Raw genomic sequence first — 15,812 nt, 5'->3', positions numbered from 1 at the left:
AGACCAAAGTAGAAGAATCTCTCCACAATACAGTGGAACCCTTACGGATGCGTGAGAGTCGCTTGCTGCGAAGCAACCGACCTCACATTGGGATCGTTACCCAAGTGAGAGTGATTCCTGCGTCGCGAGACGCTGGGCACTCGATCGAAGAGAGATCGGGGACTGACCCCTCGCCAGTCTGGCAGTCGAGTTTCTTTCGGGAAACCGCGGCGTCCGGATCGGCGTGGTCAAGCTCCTAAGGGCACGGGGGGGATGCCTAGGCGTCATCAGAGAGACAGGCGTGGAAGGCTGCGATAAGTCCAGGGGAGTTGCCCAACGAACGTCGATCCTGGAATGCCTGTAGAGACCCGGGGAACTGAAACATCTCAGTACCCGGAGGAAAGGAAATCAACCGAGACTCCCTCAGTAGCGGCGAGCGAACGGGGATCAGCCTAAACCGAGTGGGACACCACTCGGGGTCGTGGGGCCGATAACATGGGATGAGTGAGCGTCAGCTGAAGTCTCCTGGAACGGAGCGCCAGAGCGGGTGATAGCCCCGTAAGCGACGATGCAACCTCCCCTCTTCGGTACCCGAGTAGGGTCGGGCACGTGAAACCCGGCCTGAATCGGCGGGGACCATCCCGCAAGGCTAAGCACTCGATGACGACCGATAGCGAACCCAGTAGGGCGACCGAACGGTGGGAAGAACCCCGATGAGGGGAGGAGACTGAACCTGAAACCCCGTGCCTACAAGCGGTGGGAGCGCGATGTCTCTTCGGAGACCGCGTGACCGCGTGCCTTTTGCATAATGATCCGGCGAGTTACTGTATCCGGCCCCAGGTTAACCCCTTCAGGGGGGGAGCCGTAGCGAAAGCGAGTCTTCATCGGGCGAATTAGTCGGGTGCAGTAGACGCGAAACCAGGTGAACTACCCATGGGCAGGTTGAAGCGACCCTAACCGGTCGTGGAGGACCGAACCCACCAGTGTTGAAAAACTGGGGGAGGACCCGTGGGGAGGAGTGAAAGTCTTATCAAACCTGGAGATAGCTCGTTCTCTCCGAAATGGCTTTAGGGCCAGCCTCGGGACATATCACGCGGGGGTAGAGCGACGGAATTCGGTAGGGGGGCTTCCCGCCTACCCTCCGAAACCCAACTCCGAATACCGCGTGACGGACCCCGGGAGTCAGAACGTGGGGGATAAGCTTCACGTTCAAAAGGGAAACAACCCAGACCGCCGACCAAGGCCCCCAAATCGACGCTCAGTGGCAAAGGAAGTGGGATCGCGGTGACAGCCGGGATGTTGGCTTAGAAGCAGCCATCATTTCAAAAGTGCGTAACAGCTTACCGGTCGAGCCATCCCGCGCCGAAAATGACGGGGACTAAGCGTCGTGCCGCAGTCGCGGATCAGGTTAAAAACTGATGGTAGGAGAGCGTCGCCCACCGCAACGAAGCAGAATGGAAACGATCTGTGGAGCGTGGGCGAGTGCGAATGCCGGAACGAGTAACGACAAGACAGGTGGGAAGCCTGTCCGCCGAAAGCACAAGGTTTCCTGGGGAAGGTCAATCCGCCCAGGGTCAGTCGGGACCTAAGGCGAGGCCCAAGGGCGTAGCCGATGGACAGACGGTTAATATTCCGCCACCCGATGGTAAGGTTGAACGACAGAGGACGCCGGTTTCAGTCAGGTCGGGGTGCTAGAATACCCCGTGCCGCAAGGCCGACAGCATTCGATCTGGAAGCCTGATGCCAAGCCGGCCACGAAAAGCCCTGTCGGGACGAACCATCCGGCCCGTACCGCAATCCGACACAGGTGTGCTAGGCGAGTATCCGAAGGCGTTCGGGAGAACCCTCGTGAAGGAACTCGGCAAAATGACCCCGTACCTTCGGTATAAGGGGTGCTCTCCGTAAGGAGAGCCGCAGAGAATCGGCTCTAGCGACTGTTTATCAAAAACACAGGACTCTGCCAACTCGCAAGAGGACGTATAGAGTCTGACGCCTGCTCGGTGTCGGTAGGTTAAGGGAGCCGATGAGGCGTAAGCTGAAGTTGGCGACCGAAGCCCCGATAAACGGCGGCCGTAACTATGACGGTCCTAAGGTAGCGAAGTTCCTTGTCGGGTAAGTTCCGACCTGCATGAATGGCGTAACGACTGGAGCACTGTCTCCACGAGGGACCCGGTGAAACTGTAGCCGTGGTGAAGATGCCACGTACCCGCGGTCAGACGGAAAGACCCCGTGAACCTTTACTGCAGGTTGGCATTGGGTCAGCGTCCTTTCTGTGTAGCATAGGTGGGAGGCCGTGATCCGGCGGCGCCAGCCGTCGGGGAGCCATCGGTGAAATACCACCCTGAAATGACTCTGATCCTCACCGGTCCGTAGCCCGGACCGGGACCATGCTCATCGGGCAGTTTGACTGGGGCGGTCTCCTCCCAAAGAGTAACGGAGGAGTGCAATGGTACCCTCGGCCAGGTCGGCAATCTGGCAACATGAGCGCAAACGTAGAAGGGTGCCTGACTGCGAGACCCATCAGTCGAGCAGGGACGAAAGTCGGCGTTAGTGATCCGGCGGTGCTGGATGGAAAGGCCGTCGCTCAACAGATAAAAGGTACTCCGGGGATAACAGGCTGATCTCCCCCGAGCGTCCATAGCGGCGGGGAGGTTTGGCACCTCGATGTCGGCTCATCGCATCCTGGGGCTGGAGAAGGTCCCAAGGGTTTGGCTGTTCGCCAATGAAAGCGGTACGCGAGCTGGGTTCAGACCGTCGTGAGACAGGTCGGTCCCTATCTGCCGTGGGCGTAGGAAACTTGCGAAGGGTCTCCCCTAGTACGAGAGGATTGGGGAGGACCGACCTCTGGTGTACCGGCTGTTCCGCTCGGGGCATCGCCGGGTAGCTAGGTCGGGAAAGGATAAGCGCTGAAGGCATCTAAGCGCGAAGCCCTCTTCAAGACGAGGTTTCCAGCACGCAAGTGCGAAGGCTCCTGGAAGACGACCAGGTCGATAGGCCGGGAGTGCACGGCGAGTGATCGCCGCAGCCGACCGGTCCTAACAGCCGATCGCTTGACCACCCCGATCCGTCCGCCGGCTCCCTTGATTGGGACTCGAATCGGACAGGAATCAGGGTTGCATCATTCACCGATCGCATTCGATCGATCACACGGCGACGGATCCCATCCAATACGGGGACCACGCGTCGTGAAGAGACTCGAAGACGGTTGGTCATGCCCATCGAAACGCGCGGTTTGAGCTTGCGTGATGACCACACGAACCTGAACGACTGACACGTGCTCGGCAGGCTTGATCGCTTGCCGAGTGCTTTTCCGGCGAACATACTGACGGGGTCCCACCCGTTCCCATTCCGAACACGGCCGTTAAGCCCGTCAGGCCCATGATAGTGCCTTTGGCGCGAAAGTCGGTGATCGCCGGAATCCTTTACAAACGCCCCGATCCTTCTTTATCGAAGGGTCGGGGCGTTTTTTGTTGCGCGCTAGCTTGCGTGAAGCTTTCGCTCGCCTTCCCAAGGTGAGCGAATCCCGCCCGCAGGTCAGCGATCGCCCCCCCTGGGACCGCGGGCGACCCGCCCGCAATTCAATTTGATCTTTCAATTCAATACAAGAGCGGGCGGGTCGCCCGCGGTCCCAGGAAGCTCCTGGCGGAAAACCATGGGGTGTGGCATTGCGAGGGGACAGGGAGCTTACGCTCCCCGCTCGCCTCAGAAATCACGATGCCGCTGGAAACTATCGACGTTGCTCGCGTTGCCCCCTTGCCCTCGAACCGAGGTTCGGCGAAGGTGGCCAAGGTCTGATTGAAACGCCCTGAAACCGAGGAGCCGATTCGCCCATGACTGCCAACCCGAAGCTCCGCTGGGGCATCCTCGGGTGCGCCCGGATCACGCGCCGTGGTCTCATTCCCGGGATCCGCGCCTCCGCCCAGAACCACCTGCAAGCGATCGCCAGCCGTAACCTCGAAACGGCCCGCGCCTGGGCGACCGAGTTCTCAATTCCGAGCGCCTTCGGTTCCTATGAAGAGGTGCTTAGCGACCCGGATGTCGATGCCATTTACATCCCGCTGCCGAACGAACTCCATCGCCAATGGGTATTCGCGGCGGCCGACGCCGGGAAACACGTCCTTTGCGAGAAGCCACTGGCGCTCAACCTCGCCGAGGCGCGTGAGATGGTCGCCCACTGCAAGTCACGCGGCGTGGTTTTGATGGAGGCGTTCATGTGGGGCCATCAGCCGAGGACCGCGGCGCTCAGACGGCTGGTGGCGGAAGGGGCGATCGGCGAACTCCGCTTGGTCCGTTCCTCATTCTCCTTCCCGATCGACCCGGGCGACTGGCGACTCGATCCCAGTCGGGGCGGCGGAGCGCTCTGGGACGTCGGCTGCTATGGGGTGAGCACGGCACGGCTCTTCGCCGGCGTTGAGGCCGACACCTACGCGGCGGTCGCTCGGTTCGGCCCCACGGGGGTCGACCTCTCCCTGACGGCCAGCCTGCGGTTCCCCAACGGGGTGCTCGGGCAAGTCGATTGCAGCTTCGAGCAACCCTTACGCTGCACTTACGAGTTGGTCGGCACGACCGGCGTGATCGAAGTTCCCGACGCGTACCTTCCTCCGGCCCGGCCGTCCGCCCAGCTCCGCACGGCTGACGCGGTCAAAGAGCTCGTCTTCGACGGCGATAACCAGTACGGCGGGATGGTTGATGCGATGTCGCGGGCCGTGGCCGACGGTGGGCGTCTGAGCAAACCGGCCGAGGACGGCCTGAACCAAATGGCGGCCCTCGACGCAATTCTGTCTGCCGCACGGACAGCCTGACCCGCAATACCGCCGCGTCCCATCCATCGAGGGTGAGATCAGGCTCGGAAAACGTATTTCACTTGCAACGCGTGAACGAAAAACCGCGGAGAGAGAGGCCAAAACCTTCCCCTCCGCGGTTTCGTAAACTCCAGTTCGTCGTCCGGGCGACCGCGGGTGAACGCGTCGCTGTCATCCCTCCACCGGCGGGTCGTTATTGGCGAGGCTGGGGCGCGGGCGTAGGCGTCGGAGTCGGCGCGGGTTGCGGCTGGGCGGGACGAACACCCAACGCATTGAAGTTCGGCACCGGGGCGGCCTGGGCCGGAGTGCGGCCCGACTCGATCAAATTCTTGGGTGAGTTGGCCGGCTCGGGCAGGTACATCTTCCGGATCTGGCTGGTCAGGGCGCGCTCGGCTGCCTGGAACTCCTGGGGAGAAAGCTGCCCATCGTTATTGGCGTCGAGCACGAGAAAGACGACGTGGGCCGGCTCGACAATCGCCTTGTCATATTCGGCCTGGCTCAGTTGACCGTTACCGTCGGCGTCGGCCTTCTGATACATCGCCTGAACGACCGACCGCACGGCGCCCGCTATGGCGGCATTGACTTCGCTGGGACTCATCTGGCCGTCGCGGTTGGTGTCGGCCACGGCATACACGCTCTGGACGGTCGTCTGGACCGCCTGCTTCACCTCGGGCGCCTGAATCTGACCGTCGCCATTGGTGTCGAGCAGGCTCATCACCCCCTGCTGGACGTTGCGCGTCGCGGCCGTGACTTTGGGGTCTTTCGCTTGCGCACGTTGGACGATCACGCGCAAGATCGGCCGCCGCGCCAGCAGCGCCTCACGCGCCTGATCGCTTTCTTCCTTGCTGACGCTTCCATTGCCATCTTTGTCAGCGCGGAAGAAGTAGCCGCCGACGAGCAAATTCCCCGCGTCGATCGCTTCTTGCTGCGAAATCTGACCGTCCCGGTTGGCGTCGGCCATCATGAACAGCATTCGGCCCGAGTCCTGAAGATCGTCTAGGCTGTCGATCGGACCGGGAAGATCCACAACCACCTTCTTGTCCTTGTCATCCCCCCTCGCGGGCAAGACCAGTAAACCCATCGCCAGCAGGCCCAACCCAAGTGATCGTAGCGTCATCATTGGATGTCCCCTCCTTGATCGGCTCATCGCGAGCGACCAGTGCCGACCGGTCAACCCTAGCCAAACTCCTGGCCAGACCAACCGGCGGTGTCGTCGGCACTTAGCCAAGCAAGCTCGATGCCAGGACGGTCTTCATTCCAATGTTCAACGGAATCCTTCGCCTCAAACTTTGCCTGCTTGACTCCCTTCTCTATATTAACACCACCTTTTGCAATCACCCCGCCACTCAATACTCAGGATGTGCAACACACCGCGAGGTTCCGCGCAGCGCGCTGCCTTGCATGCCTAGTTTCAATACACAAAAAAGTGAAAGTAATCATGGCCGAGGAAGTGGTCAGGCGGGAGCAACTCACCAAGCAACGCTTGAAAATTCATTCGATCATCGAAACATCTGGCCCCGGCCGACCGCCTCGAAGGCGTTGCGGAAGTGTTCAACGGTCGGGGCCTTGCGGTCGTCGGGCCAGACGATCGCCACGACGTCGAACCGCGCCTGTTGGTTTTCGAGCAGTCGGTGTCGGGCGAGGAACTGGAGCGCGGCCATGGTGAGCCGCCGCTGCTTCTCCAGGGTCACTGCCTCGGCCGGTTGCCCCTGCCGGCGTGACTTGACCTCGACGAAGACCAGCACGTCCCCGTCGCGTGCGATCAGATCAATCTCGCCGAGGGGCGTGCGGTAACCTTTCGCCAGAATGCGAAATCCCTGCTCACGCAGGTAGCGTGCGGCGTGACGCTCCCCTCGGCTCCCGAGCAGTCGATTCAAGGCGGCCCGCACGATCGGGTTCATGACACCTCGCTCGGTCAGGGAACTCCCAGGCTCCGCTCGATGTCGCGGGCATCGGAGCTCAGTGCGCCTGGGAGCCGGCTCCCGTGAAAGAATCCTTTGGGGGGCGGCGACTTGACCGCTCCCACATTGTCGGTCTCCTCCGACTGCTCGTGTTCGTGAACCAGGTCGCCCGACTTCGACCGTTTGTCGTGATCGAGCAGCTCGCAGCCACTGAGACAGCAGCACGCACAGACGAGACCGAGGATGAGACGCTTCATTGCGACACCACCTTGCGAAGGACCAGAGTCGGTCCGGACCGGGACGTCGCCCCAGAAGAAATGAGGAGGCGTACGCCCTTTTGACAGGATCGCGGCGGATCATGTCAGATTCCCCAAAAACCGTCTAGCTCGATTTCAGCTCCTCCGATTCGCTCCCCCACCCCAAAACCAGGGCGCCTAATCCGAGGTACGGAATCAGGCCCACGATCACGAACAAGACCCCAAAACTGCCGGTGGTGTCTTTGACCCAGCCGACGACGGGATGAAATCCAGCGGCAAAAAGATTCCCCAGTCCCCCCAGAATTCCAGCGACCAATCCCGTGTGATAGGGCGACACCTCCTGGACGAACGCAAAGTAGTTGGCCATGAAGGCCGCGGTCCCCATCGCCATGAACGCGATCAGGAGGAGTGCCAGGAAGTTGCTCGAGACCGAACCGACCAACGCCCCGCCGGTAATCAAGAGCGTGCAGAGGGCGATGACGAGCAGTCGGGCCTTGATGGCACTCATCCCCCGACGGGCCAGGAACGACGACAAGGCCCCACCGCCAATGTTCCCCACGTCGGCCGCCAAGAACGGCACCGTGCTGAACAGGCCGCCGGCAAGGTATTTCATACCGCGATCATTGATCAGGAACGAAGGCAGCCAGTTAATCAGGAAGTGCCAGCAAACGTTGATCGTGATCGAGACCAAGACCAAGATCCAGAATCGCCGGAGCCTGACGATCTCGCCCAGGCTCTGGGCCCAGTCGGCCCCTTTGAGCGCATGCATCGGAAGGCGCAGGGCGGCCAGCAACAGACCGACCATGAGCACCGTGATTCCCCACCAGATCGCCGGTTTTCCAAACTGAACGGCCGACGAGGACACGACAAGGGCGGCGACCACCACACTGCCGAAGCCGAAGAGGGCCTGGCGCGAGAGTCCCGACGTCGACGGGCTCTCGCTCGCCATCAGGTCGTCGGCCGACACGGGCTTCGAAGCCGATCGGCCCGCGAAGATGTCGCGCCGCCGCCCGCCAAGCGCGATCAACCAGACCCCAACCCAGAGAAAGCCCAAGAGCCCGACCACCACAAACGCGGTCCGCCAGCCGTACTTGGCCGCCACGACCGGCACCACCAAGGGGGTTAGCACCGCCCCCACGGCGGCTCCCGAATTGAAGATTCCGTTGCCCAGACTGCGATCGGCCGGAGGCAGGATCATCGCATTCGCACGCAACCCACAAGGCCAGTTGAACGACTCGCCCACGCCCAGCAACGCACGCAGCACCATCAGCACAGCCAGGGTCGGCGCAAACGCCGCCGCCATCCCTGCCAGCGACCAAAAGGCCACGGCGCCTGCATACGCCCAACGCACGTTCCAGCGATCCACCAAATAGCCCGCCGGCACCTGGAAGAGGGCATAAGTCAACTGGAACGAGGCCAAGACCCAGCCGAAGTCGACAAAGTTGATCTTGAACTCTTTCTGAATCATCGGCCCGACCAGCGCGATCGACTGCCGATCCATATAGTTGAGGACGGTTGACGCGAACATCAACCAGCAGATCCCCCAGGCCCACCGCTCCGCCCTGATCGGGGGAGTCGTCACGGCAACATCTGAGTATCCAGCAGACTGGGCCACGGGCAGAGCCTCCTCGCCTCCCTGCATCACCAGCCCGAGCCGAGCAAGCGGGAGGACAAACGATCGGTCGCCCTACATTGCCAGAGCCCAGATCGCACCGCAACCAACTCTCCACGCTCAATCGCGAAGAGCCAACCATGATGACGAACCCAGGTGAGCGACGCGAAGTTCCCTCGATCGCTTGATCTCGGCCCAACCGCCTCCTACGCTGGGTGGAGCAAGCGAGCCGAACCCGTTCGCGCGCCGATCGAAATCGCCCCGGCCGCTTTGAACAGGTAAAGACTGTCCTCGAAGGACCCCTCGAATGCGCCTCATGATCGCTTTCGCCTCGGCGATGCTCGCCGTCACCTCGGGCTTGGCCGCGGAAAAAGCAGCGGCGCCAAAGCCGCCGCCCAAGGTCGTCCTCGTCGGCGACTCCATCCGCATGAGCTATGCACCTATCGTCAAAACCGAACTTGCCGGTAAGGCGATCATCGTCAGTCCCGCGCCGAACGGGGGCGACAGCCGGAACGTACTCAAGCACCTCGACGAGTGGGTCATTCGCGAGAAGCCGGACGTCGTCCATTTCAACTGCGGGATTCACGACACCAAGCAATCAAAGTCGACCGGAACGTTCCAGGTCCCGCCCGCGCAGTATCAGGCCAACCTGAGAAAAATCGTGACGCGGATCCGTAAGGAGACGGGCGCGGTCGTCCTGTTCGCCACCTCCACGCCGATCGTCGACGACCGAGCCGCCAAGGCGCGGACCCAGGAGGATTACAAGCTGACTCAAGCCTCCATCGACCAATACAACACGCTCGCCCTCCAGGTGATGAACGACCTCAAGGTGCCCGTCGATGACTTGCGAGCCGCCTTACCCGACGCCCAGGCCACCGCCAAGATCATGACCCCAGACGGCGTTCACTTCATCGCCGAGGGGCAGGATCGGCTCGGAAAGCAGGTCGCCGCCTTCGTCACCCAGCACCTCCCCTCCGACACCCCTCCCCGCTGAGGTTCGTTCGCCGCACCGCAATGATTCGAGCCCGACATCCCAAGGGCTCGGATCACCGGCCGGTAGGTCGCGGAGTCGAAGGTGGAGGTAATGGGGGTCGGCTAAGCTAAGGAGTCGATGCATCTGGTTTCGCGAATTCTTTGAGCCGAAGGCTCGTTTGATGTTCCCTGGCACGCACGCCGTTGGCCATCACCCCGAGCGTGTATTCCTTCTGCCAGCCGCGGCGTGCCGCTTCGCTGTCCGGCGTGTTGAGTGCGGCGTTGAAGTCGGCGCGGGAGCGAGCCCAGTCGAAAACCTGTTGGTGGAGCAGGGGGTCGGCACCGATGGGAAGTTGCCGCGGCTCCAAGCTTTCCGCCAAACCGCGAGCCATGGGAACGACCATGCAAATAGGTTCGCCACGCTCGAACCGGACGGGATGATTCGGCCTGGTCAGTTTCCAATTCATGGTGAAGGTGGCCGGTAGCCAGTCCGTCTCGATGATCCCTTCGAGAGGTTGTGCGCCGTCCTTGAACTGGTTGCACGGCCCCTTCGTCCAGAGGTTGATCCCTTCCGGAGTCCGGAACAGGTAAGGGATGGCGATGGTCAGGATGCCGCTGCCGAAGTGGCTCAAGACCCGGGAATCGCGGTGCTCGACGGAAGGCCCGAAGTCAATTCGAAGGCCGTCCCTCGTGTTTTGGCCGTCCCAGGTGACGACGAACGTGGCCGGACAGGCGATGACCCAGCCGGCCTGGTTCGCGATCGTCAAGGGCAGGCAGCGGTACGCGTACCGGCGCTCCGACGCGTCCATCCAGTCGCGGCCGACCGGGGCCGTCTGAATCGCCATCTGCGAAATATCGCTCATCTCATAGGCATAAAAGGAATTCTTTGTTTGATTCATGGCTCGGGTCCTGAACCTTCGGCGGATTTTCCGGACAGACACCAACCCTGATCTCCGACCATGCAGGACCAAGGCCACCAACCCCCGAATCAGGATCAAAAGGCGCCGGCTCATCGACCGTGGGAGGTCCGTACGCCCACGATTCGGAGGTCAATGGGCATCCGACTCCGTAGCAAGCTAGTCGTAGCCGGAGATCACCGCAACCTCGACTTCACGAGGAACTCATCCCCGAGCGGCCCGGCCATGAGAATTCGGCTGAGCCTCAAGTCATCCGGAAGGACGGTTCCCCAACAACAACCAGATCGAAGCCAACCACCGACGGTTTTGCCGCCCTGAGGACAGCCGGCTCACGTTTCAACGCGAAGCCGAACCCGTTGGCACCCCCTACTTTTACGTCCGCCTGCAACCCCGATCCTGGCATTTTTTCGGGCGCATCATTTCACATATCAGCGTCGTTTGCGTATAATTCAACATCGAAACAAAGCACGGGAGATACCTGAGGCGAGTCAATGCTCGACTTCGGCTTCATCGACTGGGACGACATGAGCGGCAACCTCCAGCACATCGCCGCCGCCCTGACCGTCGATGAGCCTGACCGACCTCCAGGAGAAGACCGGGATCGACCGGCCACTTTGTCCAAGATTGAGAACGGCTAAGCCATGGGTCATGGTTTTCTTTGCTTTTTGATGGGCGACCGCAGTGATGCAAAAGGCCGCTGGGTGCCACGGGTTGTACTCAACCCGTGAGCGATCGCCCGGGTTTTAGGCTCACGGGTTGAGTACAACCCGTGGCACCCAGCGGCTTGCACATGATTCAATGTCAACGAAAACTAGGACCACCTGCTTAGGTGCCGAACCCCACCGACTCGAACCTGGCGACGTTTGCGCACGTCTTGGGGTGCCGCGTGACGGTGGAATTGGCGCGGGCGGCGACGGTAGATGAGGCGGCTGGCTTCAAAGGACGATCCACGGTCGGGCCTCGTTTGAAATCGCGGTCACCCCAATACGATCATCCCTCCGGCCCCAAGGGAGGCAGTCATGTCAATACAGTCAGGTGATATCGTGCAGTTGAAGACAGGCGGCCCGAGAATGACGGCTGGCTTCATCAATCCCGGACAAGCCAAAGTGAACTGCTATTGGTTTGAGGGGAGTCAATTTCGGCACGCAGAGATCGAACGAGAAGCTTTGGAGTTGGCCAAGCCCGAGAAGGATGCTCCCGACGAGCAAAGTCCTCCAGGCCCTCGAACGTGAGAGGTTCTGGGTGTGGGACAGCTTCGATGGCTGAGTCGTCGTTTGCCAGCTTGGCTCCGCGAGGCCCTACCCGCTCCGCTGCACGTTCGGTTGCCGGAAGGCGAAGGTCTATGACGGCTTACTCCAGTATGGCTGCCAGGTGGGGGAAAGGGGACAGGAGCCGATGTCCGATGATTCCTCTACCTGTTCGGCTTCTTTCCCCCGTTTCCGCCCCGCTGGCAGTGTAAGCTCGGTCTGGCATTACCGATTGCCCGCCTGACGCCACTGCCTGCGATTACTTTCTCTCACGCGCCGCGGCCGGCGTCGGTCTCTTGACGCGGATTTCTTCCGTGACCGTCTTTCCGGGCTCCAAATCGACCGAGCCAGAGTAGAGCGCGGGGCCGGCGCTGGGAATGACGTTCAGCGAGTATTTGCCCGAGCCCAACTCGTCGGCCAGGAACCGGCCGTCCTTCTCGTCGACAAGAATGTTCATCATCTCACCATTTCCCCATGAGAGCATGATTCGCGATCCCGAGACTGGCTTCCCCGACTCGTCGAGCACGGTCCCCGCGAGTCTCGATTCGGGCTCGACAAAGATGTCGACTTCCTCCTCGTCATTCACCCATTCGAGCCTCGTCCGAGAGAAGCCTTTGGCCCTCACGACGACGGTCCCCTTGCCGAACGCCAGGTTGGGGAACTCAGCCCAGCCCATTGCATTGGCTTGCGCGGTGACGCTGTCGTCCCAGGAGCTGTCGCTGTACCCCCACTGGAAGCCGCCCCGGCCCTCGTTCTGAATGATCGTCACCCGGGCACCCTCGACCACCTTGCCCTTCTCCCTGATCACGCGGACCCGCAGCGTGTGCCCGACTCCGAGCCTGATCGTCAGATCGTCGGCCGGCTTCAGGCGGCCGAGCGACTGGGACTCGACGCGTTCCGCCACGCCCGCGCCGAAATTCTCGGCGATCACGGTCAGGCGGTGGATGTTCCCGGCCGTCAGGCCGCTGATGGTGAACTCACCGTCGTTGCGGGTGAACGCCAGGCCCGTGCCCCCATACCCCGCAAAATAACCGCCCACGGGATCGCCCGGTTTGGCGTTCTTGGGAATCCCAACCTGAACCCGGAAGTTTTTGACGGGATTCCCCAGCGGGTCGACAACTCGGCCGCGGATCGCGCCCCCGCCGAGCAACACCACCTCGTTTTTCGACTCGTCCGAAGGCGAGAGCGGCCGTTGGCGGGCCGCGCTCCGCCCCTCGGCCACGACGTCGCACCTGACGTTTTCGGGCATCCCTTCCAGGGTGAATTTGCCGTCGCGATCGGTCTCCGCCTGAAGGGTGTCGAGGTAAACGAAGCCGGCCCAGTTGGGCTTGGGGTTATCGATCTGGGGGACGACGCGCACTCCTTCAATGGGCTTGCCCTCTTCGTCCACGACACGTCCCCGGATTGTGACGCCCCGTTTCAGTTCCACCGTCACCTGGAGGTCGCCCCCGGACTCGACCGGCGGAAAGGCGGGGGCAAGCCCCTTTGCCATCACCGAGAGGACATTGGCCGCGTCGGGCACGTTTTCCAGGCGAAATGCGCCTTCGGCGTCGGAGTTCGTCTCGGGGACGCTGTCGCTGCTGACCAGCAGGTCCCAGCGCACCACGGCCCCGGCGACCGGCTTGCGATCGGAGTCGACGATCGTGCCGGACACGGTGCGCCGGTTCAGGGCCTTGGCGACCGTCTTCGCCGTCGCGGTCGATCCCTTTCGCGGATCGGGCCGAAGCGTAAAGTTGATCTCTGTCGGCACCGCAGCGTCGAGGGCGACGACGTCCTCGCGTTCCTGGTCCTGATAGCCGGGGGCGCGAGCGGCGAGTCGGCCCGTGCGGCCGAACGGCTTGCCATCGTAGGAGTACCGGCCGTCAGCGGAGCATTTCTCCCACAGCGCCGAGCCGGAGAAGATCGAGCCTGAGGTTCTCAGCCCCACGCTCGCTCCCGCGATCGGCTTACCGTCCTCGTCAAGGACACGCCCGACGATCTTTCCCGCCTTCGGCAGCCGAAGTTCCAGCTCCGCGTCGGGTCGGCCGGTCGTGTCGAACAGGATGCGTTTGCGTTCGAAGCCGGGGCAGAGCGGGTAGGCCTCGTGGTTGGTCAAATCCAGCCCCGGCGCCTCGAACCGCCCCTGGGCGTCCACTTCCAGGAGCCGGGCATCATCCAATGCGAACCGCCCCTGGGTGACAGGATCGCCGGTCTCGGCGTCGAGCAGACGGCCCTTGAACCGGGTGGGCGCACCGAGGCGAATGGCCACGGGCGCGGGGTCCTTGCCATCCCCGACCTTCGCGATCGAGCCCCAACCGCCCCGGCCGCCTTCATCGCCACGGAGGGCGAAGACAAGCCAATCGCCCGGCCCGACCTCAATGTCAAAGGCCCCCGAGCCGTCGGCCGTCGCCTCCTGGGTCTCGCGGGCTTCGAGGAAGCTGAGCTTCGCGGCCCAGACCAACGCGCCGGCCGCCGGCTTCCCCGCGCGGTCGACGACCGTGCCGCGGACGCGACCAGCCTCCGCCCCGCCCGGGGAAAGAAAAAGAAACAAGGCCCCGAGGCAAACCATTCGCACCGCCCGGCGACGTCGATCCCACATTCCAGGCCTCCTCATCGGTGAGCGTTCCAATGACAAGTGTCTTCGGCTCATGCCCCGCGAGTTTCGCATGCCGCCGTGGGATCGGCAATGGGATCGAGACGGTTGAGCATCCCTCTCAGCCGGCGCGTGCGGTCCTCGCTCGCGACGTCGTTCGGGGCAAGAGAAAGTAGTCAGGAGTCGATGGTCGATGATCCACCACCGCTTCGACTCCTCCCCCTTCCCGCCCCACCACTTTCCGGCGCGAGCCAACCTCGGGGAGTAGGGCCACACTCACAGAGACGGAAAGCACGCTCGCATGCCTGTCTTAATCAAACACAGATTCCGGCTATCCTTAACTGCAACGCTGACACAAATCGGTCGTCAAGGCTATAAAATGCTCGGTGCAATGGCATGTCAGTTTGATCGCGCACTGTTGGGGTGGCATCCTCAACCAACAACAAAAGACGCCCTTGCCTGACCGGCATGATTCATGGATGATCCTGCTCTCAGTCCGGGCGAAGCTGCCCCCGGATTCATGTTGAATCCATGCTAGCAGGCATCGGCGAAGTCTCGCCGCACAGGAGTCATTCGATGATGAAGACAACGAGGCGGATCGGGCTTGTGGTCGCGGTTCTGGGCTTCATGGTCGGGGTGGCGGAACAGGCGAGGGCGGGACTCGTCGTCTATAACAACCGCGCCGATTTTGATGCCGCCGTTTCGGGCCAAACAATGATCGACTTTGAAACGTCGCTCGGAACTGACGAATTCCACTACTACGGGGCAACGACCGGGTCCGACTTCGGCGGCGTGACATTTACAGATCCGCACGGCAGTGGCAGTCTATTCTTATTGAAATCCAGCTACTACGACACATCAGGCACGACACAATACCTCAACTTGAATGACAACGGCTCCACAACGGTTACAGCGACATTCACAAACCCCAACACCTATGCATTCGGCGCAGACTTGGGCAGCCTGTTCAATTGGGGGATGACCGCTCAGCCGGGAGACATCCAAGTCATCCTCTCGACAGGGGAAACCATCCCGACAACGATTGAGAGTGATCTGGCTTTCTCGTCAAAATCCCTGACCTTCTTTGGGGTCGTATCCGACACCGCGTTCAGCAGCGTCAAATTCGTCGACCCGTCCATGGGCCTGATGATTGACAATTTCGCCTTTGAATCGATTCAACCCGTCCCCGAGCCCTCAACCCTCGTCTTGGTCTCCACCGCCCTCCCGATGGGCCTGGGATTCGCCTGGATGCGTCGTCGCAAGGCGAGGACCGCCTGACCCGATTGACGCTTCACACCAAATCCCCTCGATCCTCTCGTCTCCTTGGCCGATTCTACACCCTCGAAAATGGGATCGACCGTGACTCAAACGGGCCCGCCCATGCAAAGGCCCAAAGACAGGGAGCGATCAGCTCCCTGTCTTCCGACGTGACGAAGCCCCCGGTCACGTGGCGACTGTCTCCTTCTGACGGTTTCTTCCCCCTTGAAATCAGTCCCGCCCCATTCCCCACTGTCTCTCCAAAGCCTGCCTGTCTCTTAACCCCTGCACCCGGA

At 61.8% G+C, this 15,812-nt stretch carries 12 protein-coding genes and 2 rRNA genes; 7 read left to right on the top strand and 7 right to left on the bottom strand.

Going from position 1 to position 15,812, the window contains the following annotated elements:
• Positions 1–225: 225 nt before the first annotated feature.
• The 3 genes from BUS42_RS28080 (at position 226) to BUS42_RS28070 (ending at position 4,781) form a co-directional block, all read left to right on the top strand.
• Positions 226–3,037: ribosomal RNA gene (locus tag BUS42_RS28080) — 23S ribosomal RNA — on the top strand.
• A 251-nt stretch (positions 3,038–3,288) separates the two neighbouring features.
• Positions 3,289–3,397, top strand: a 5S ribosomal RNA gene (gene rrf / locus BUS42_RS28075).
• A 412-nt stretch (positions 3,398–3,809) separates the two neighbouring features.
• The gene (locus BUS42_RS28070) at positions 3,810–4,781 is read left to right on the top strand and encodes a Gfo/Idh/MocA family protein (protein WP_074312550.1); all 972 of its coding nucleotides are present in this window, start codon (positions 3,810–3,812) and stop codon (positions 4,779–4,781) included.
• Positions 4,782–4,974: 193 nt separating this feature from the next.
• On the opposite strand, the gene BUS42_RS28065 is transcribed toward BUS42_RS28070, so the two are convergent.
• From BUS42_RS28065 to BUS42_RS28050, 4 genes are all read right to left on the bottom strand, one after another.
• A complete protein-coding gene (locus BUS42_RS28065) occupies positions 4,975–5,901 on the bottom strand; it encodes an EF-hand domain-containing protein (protein WP_074312547.1) in 927 nt (308 codons plus the stop codon).
• A 379-nt stretch (positions 5,902–6,280) separates the two neighbouring features.
• On the bottom strand, positions 6,281–6,682 hold the full coding sequence (locus BUS42_RS28060) for a YraN family protein (protein ID WP_074312545.1): 402 nt from the start codon (positions 6,680–6,682) through the stop codon (positions 6,281–6,283).
• Between the two features lie 14 nt (positions 6,683–6,696).
• Positions 6,697–6,939 (bottom strand): hypothetical protein, encoded by a 243-nt coding sequence (locus BUS42_RS28055; RefSeq protein ID WP_254053842.1) that lies wholly within the window; start codon positions 6,937–6,939, stop codon positions 6,697–6,699.
• 124 nt (positions 6,940–7,063) lie between these two features.
• Positions 7,064–8,554 carry an MFS transporter gene (locus tag BUS42_RS28050; RefSeq protein ID WP_254053841.1) on the bottom strand — a complete coding sequence of 497 codons (1,491 nt, stop codon included), beginning with the start codon at positions 8,552–8,554 and terminating at the stop codon, positions 7,064–7,066.
• 304 nt (positions 8,555–8,858) lie between these two features.
• Between BUS42_RS28050 and BUS42_RS28045 the strand changes: the two genes are divergently transcribed.
• Positions 8,859–9,545, top strand: a complete 687-nt coding sequence (locus BUS42_RS28045) for an SGNH/GDSL hydrolase family protein (RefSeq protein ID WP_074312541.1) — start codon at positions 8,859–8,861, stop codon at positions 9,543–9,545.
• A 106-nt stretch (positions 9,546–9,651) separates the two neighbouring features.
• Here BUS42_RS28045 and BUS42_RS28040 read toward each other — a convergent pair whose 3' ends face one another.
• Positions 9,652–10,422, bottom strand: coding sequence for a DUF6065 family protein (locus BUS42_RS28040; RefSeq protein ID WP_074312539.1), 771 nt, complete (start codon positions 10,420–10,422; stop codon positions 9,652–9,654).
• Between the two features lie 509 nt (positions 10,423–10,931).
• On the opposite strand from BUS42_RS28040, the gene BUS42_RS43865 reads away from it, so the two are divergent.
• Positions 10,932–11,078 carry a hypothetical protein gene (locus BUS42_RS43865; RefSeq protein WP_159452305.1) on the top strand — a complete coding sequence of 49 codons (147 nt, stop codon included), beginning with the start codon at positions 10,932–10,934 and terminating at the stop codon, positions 11,076–11,078.
• 187 nt (positions 11,079–11,265) lie between these two features.
• On the opposite strand, the gene BUS42_RS46075 is transcribed toward BUS42_RS43865, so the two are convergent.
• Entirely contained in the window at positions 11,266–11,391 is a 126-nt protein-coding gene (locus BUS42_RS46075; protein ID WP_256386208.1) for a hypothetical protein, read from the bottom strand.
• A 68-nt stretch (positions 11,392–11,459) separates the two neighbouring features.
• On the opposite strand from BUS42_RS46075, the gene BUS42_RS28035 reads away from it, so the two are divergent.
• Positions 11,460–11,672 carry a YodC family protein gene (locus tag BUS42_RS28035; protein WP_074312537.1) on the top strand — a complete coding sequence of 71 codons (213 nt, stop codon included), beginning with the start codon at positions 11,460–11,462 and terminating at the stop codon, positions 11,670–11,672.
• Between the two features lie 274 nt (positions 11,673–11,946).
• Here BUS42_RS28035 and BUS42_RS28030 read toward each other — a convergent pair whose 3' ends face one another.
• Entirely contained in the window at positions 11,947–14,265 is a 2,319-nt protein-coding gene (locus tag BUS42_RS28030; protein WP_074312535.1) for a carboxypeptidase regulatory-like domain-containing protein, read from the bottom strand.
• 570 nt (positions 14,266–14,835) lie between these two features.
• Between BUS42_RS28030 and BUS42_RS42150 the strand changes: the two genes are divergently transcribed.
• Positions 14,836–15,537 (top strand): PEP-CTERM sorting domain-containing protein, encoded by a 702-nt coding sequence (locus BUS42_RS42150; protein ID WP_083670703.1) that lies wholly within the window; start codon positions 14,836–14,838, stop codon positions 15,535–15,537.
• Positions 15,538–15,812 lie beyond the last annotated feature (275 nt).

It is taken from the genome of Singulisphaera sp. GP187 (assembly GCF_900129635.1).
Taxonomy (GTDB): domain Bacteria; phylum Planctomycetota; class Planctomycetia; order Isosphaerales; family Isosphaeraceae; genus Singulisphaera.
The sequence above is the reverse complement of the archived record's forward strand: the minus strand, read 5'-3'. Positions and strand labels throughout refer to the sequence as shown.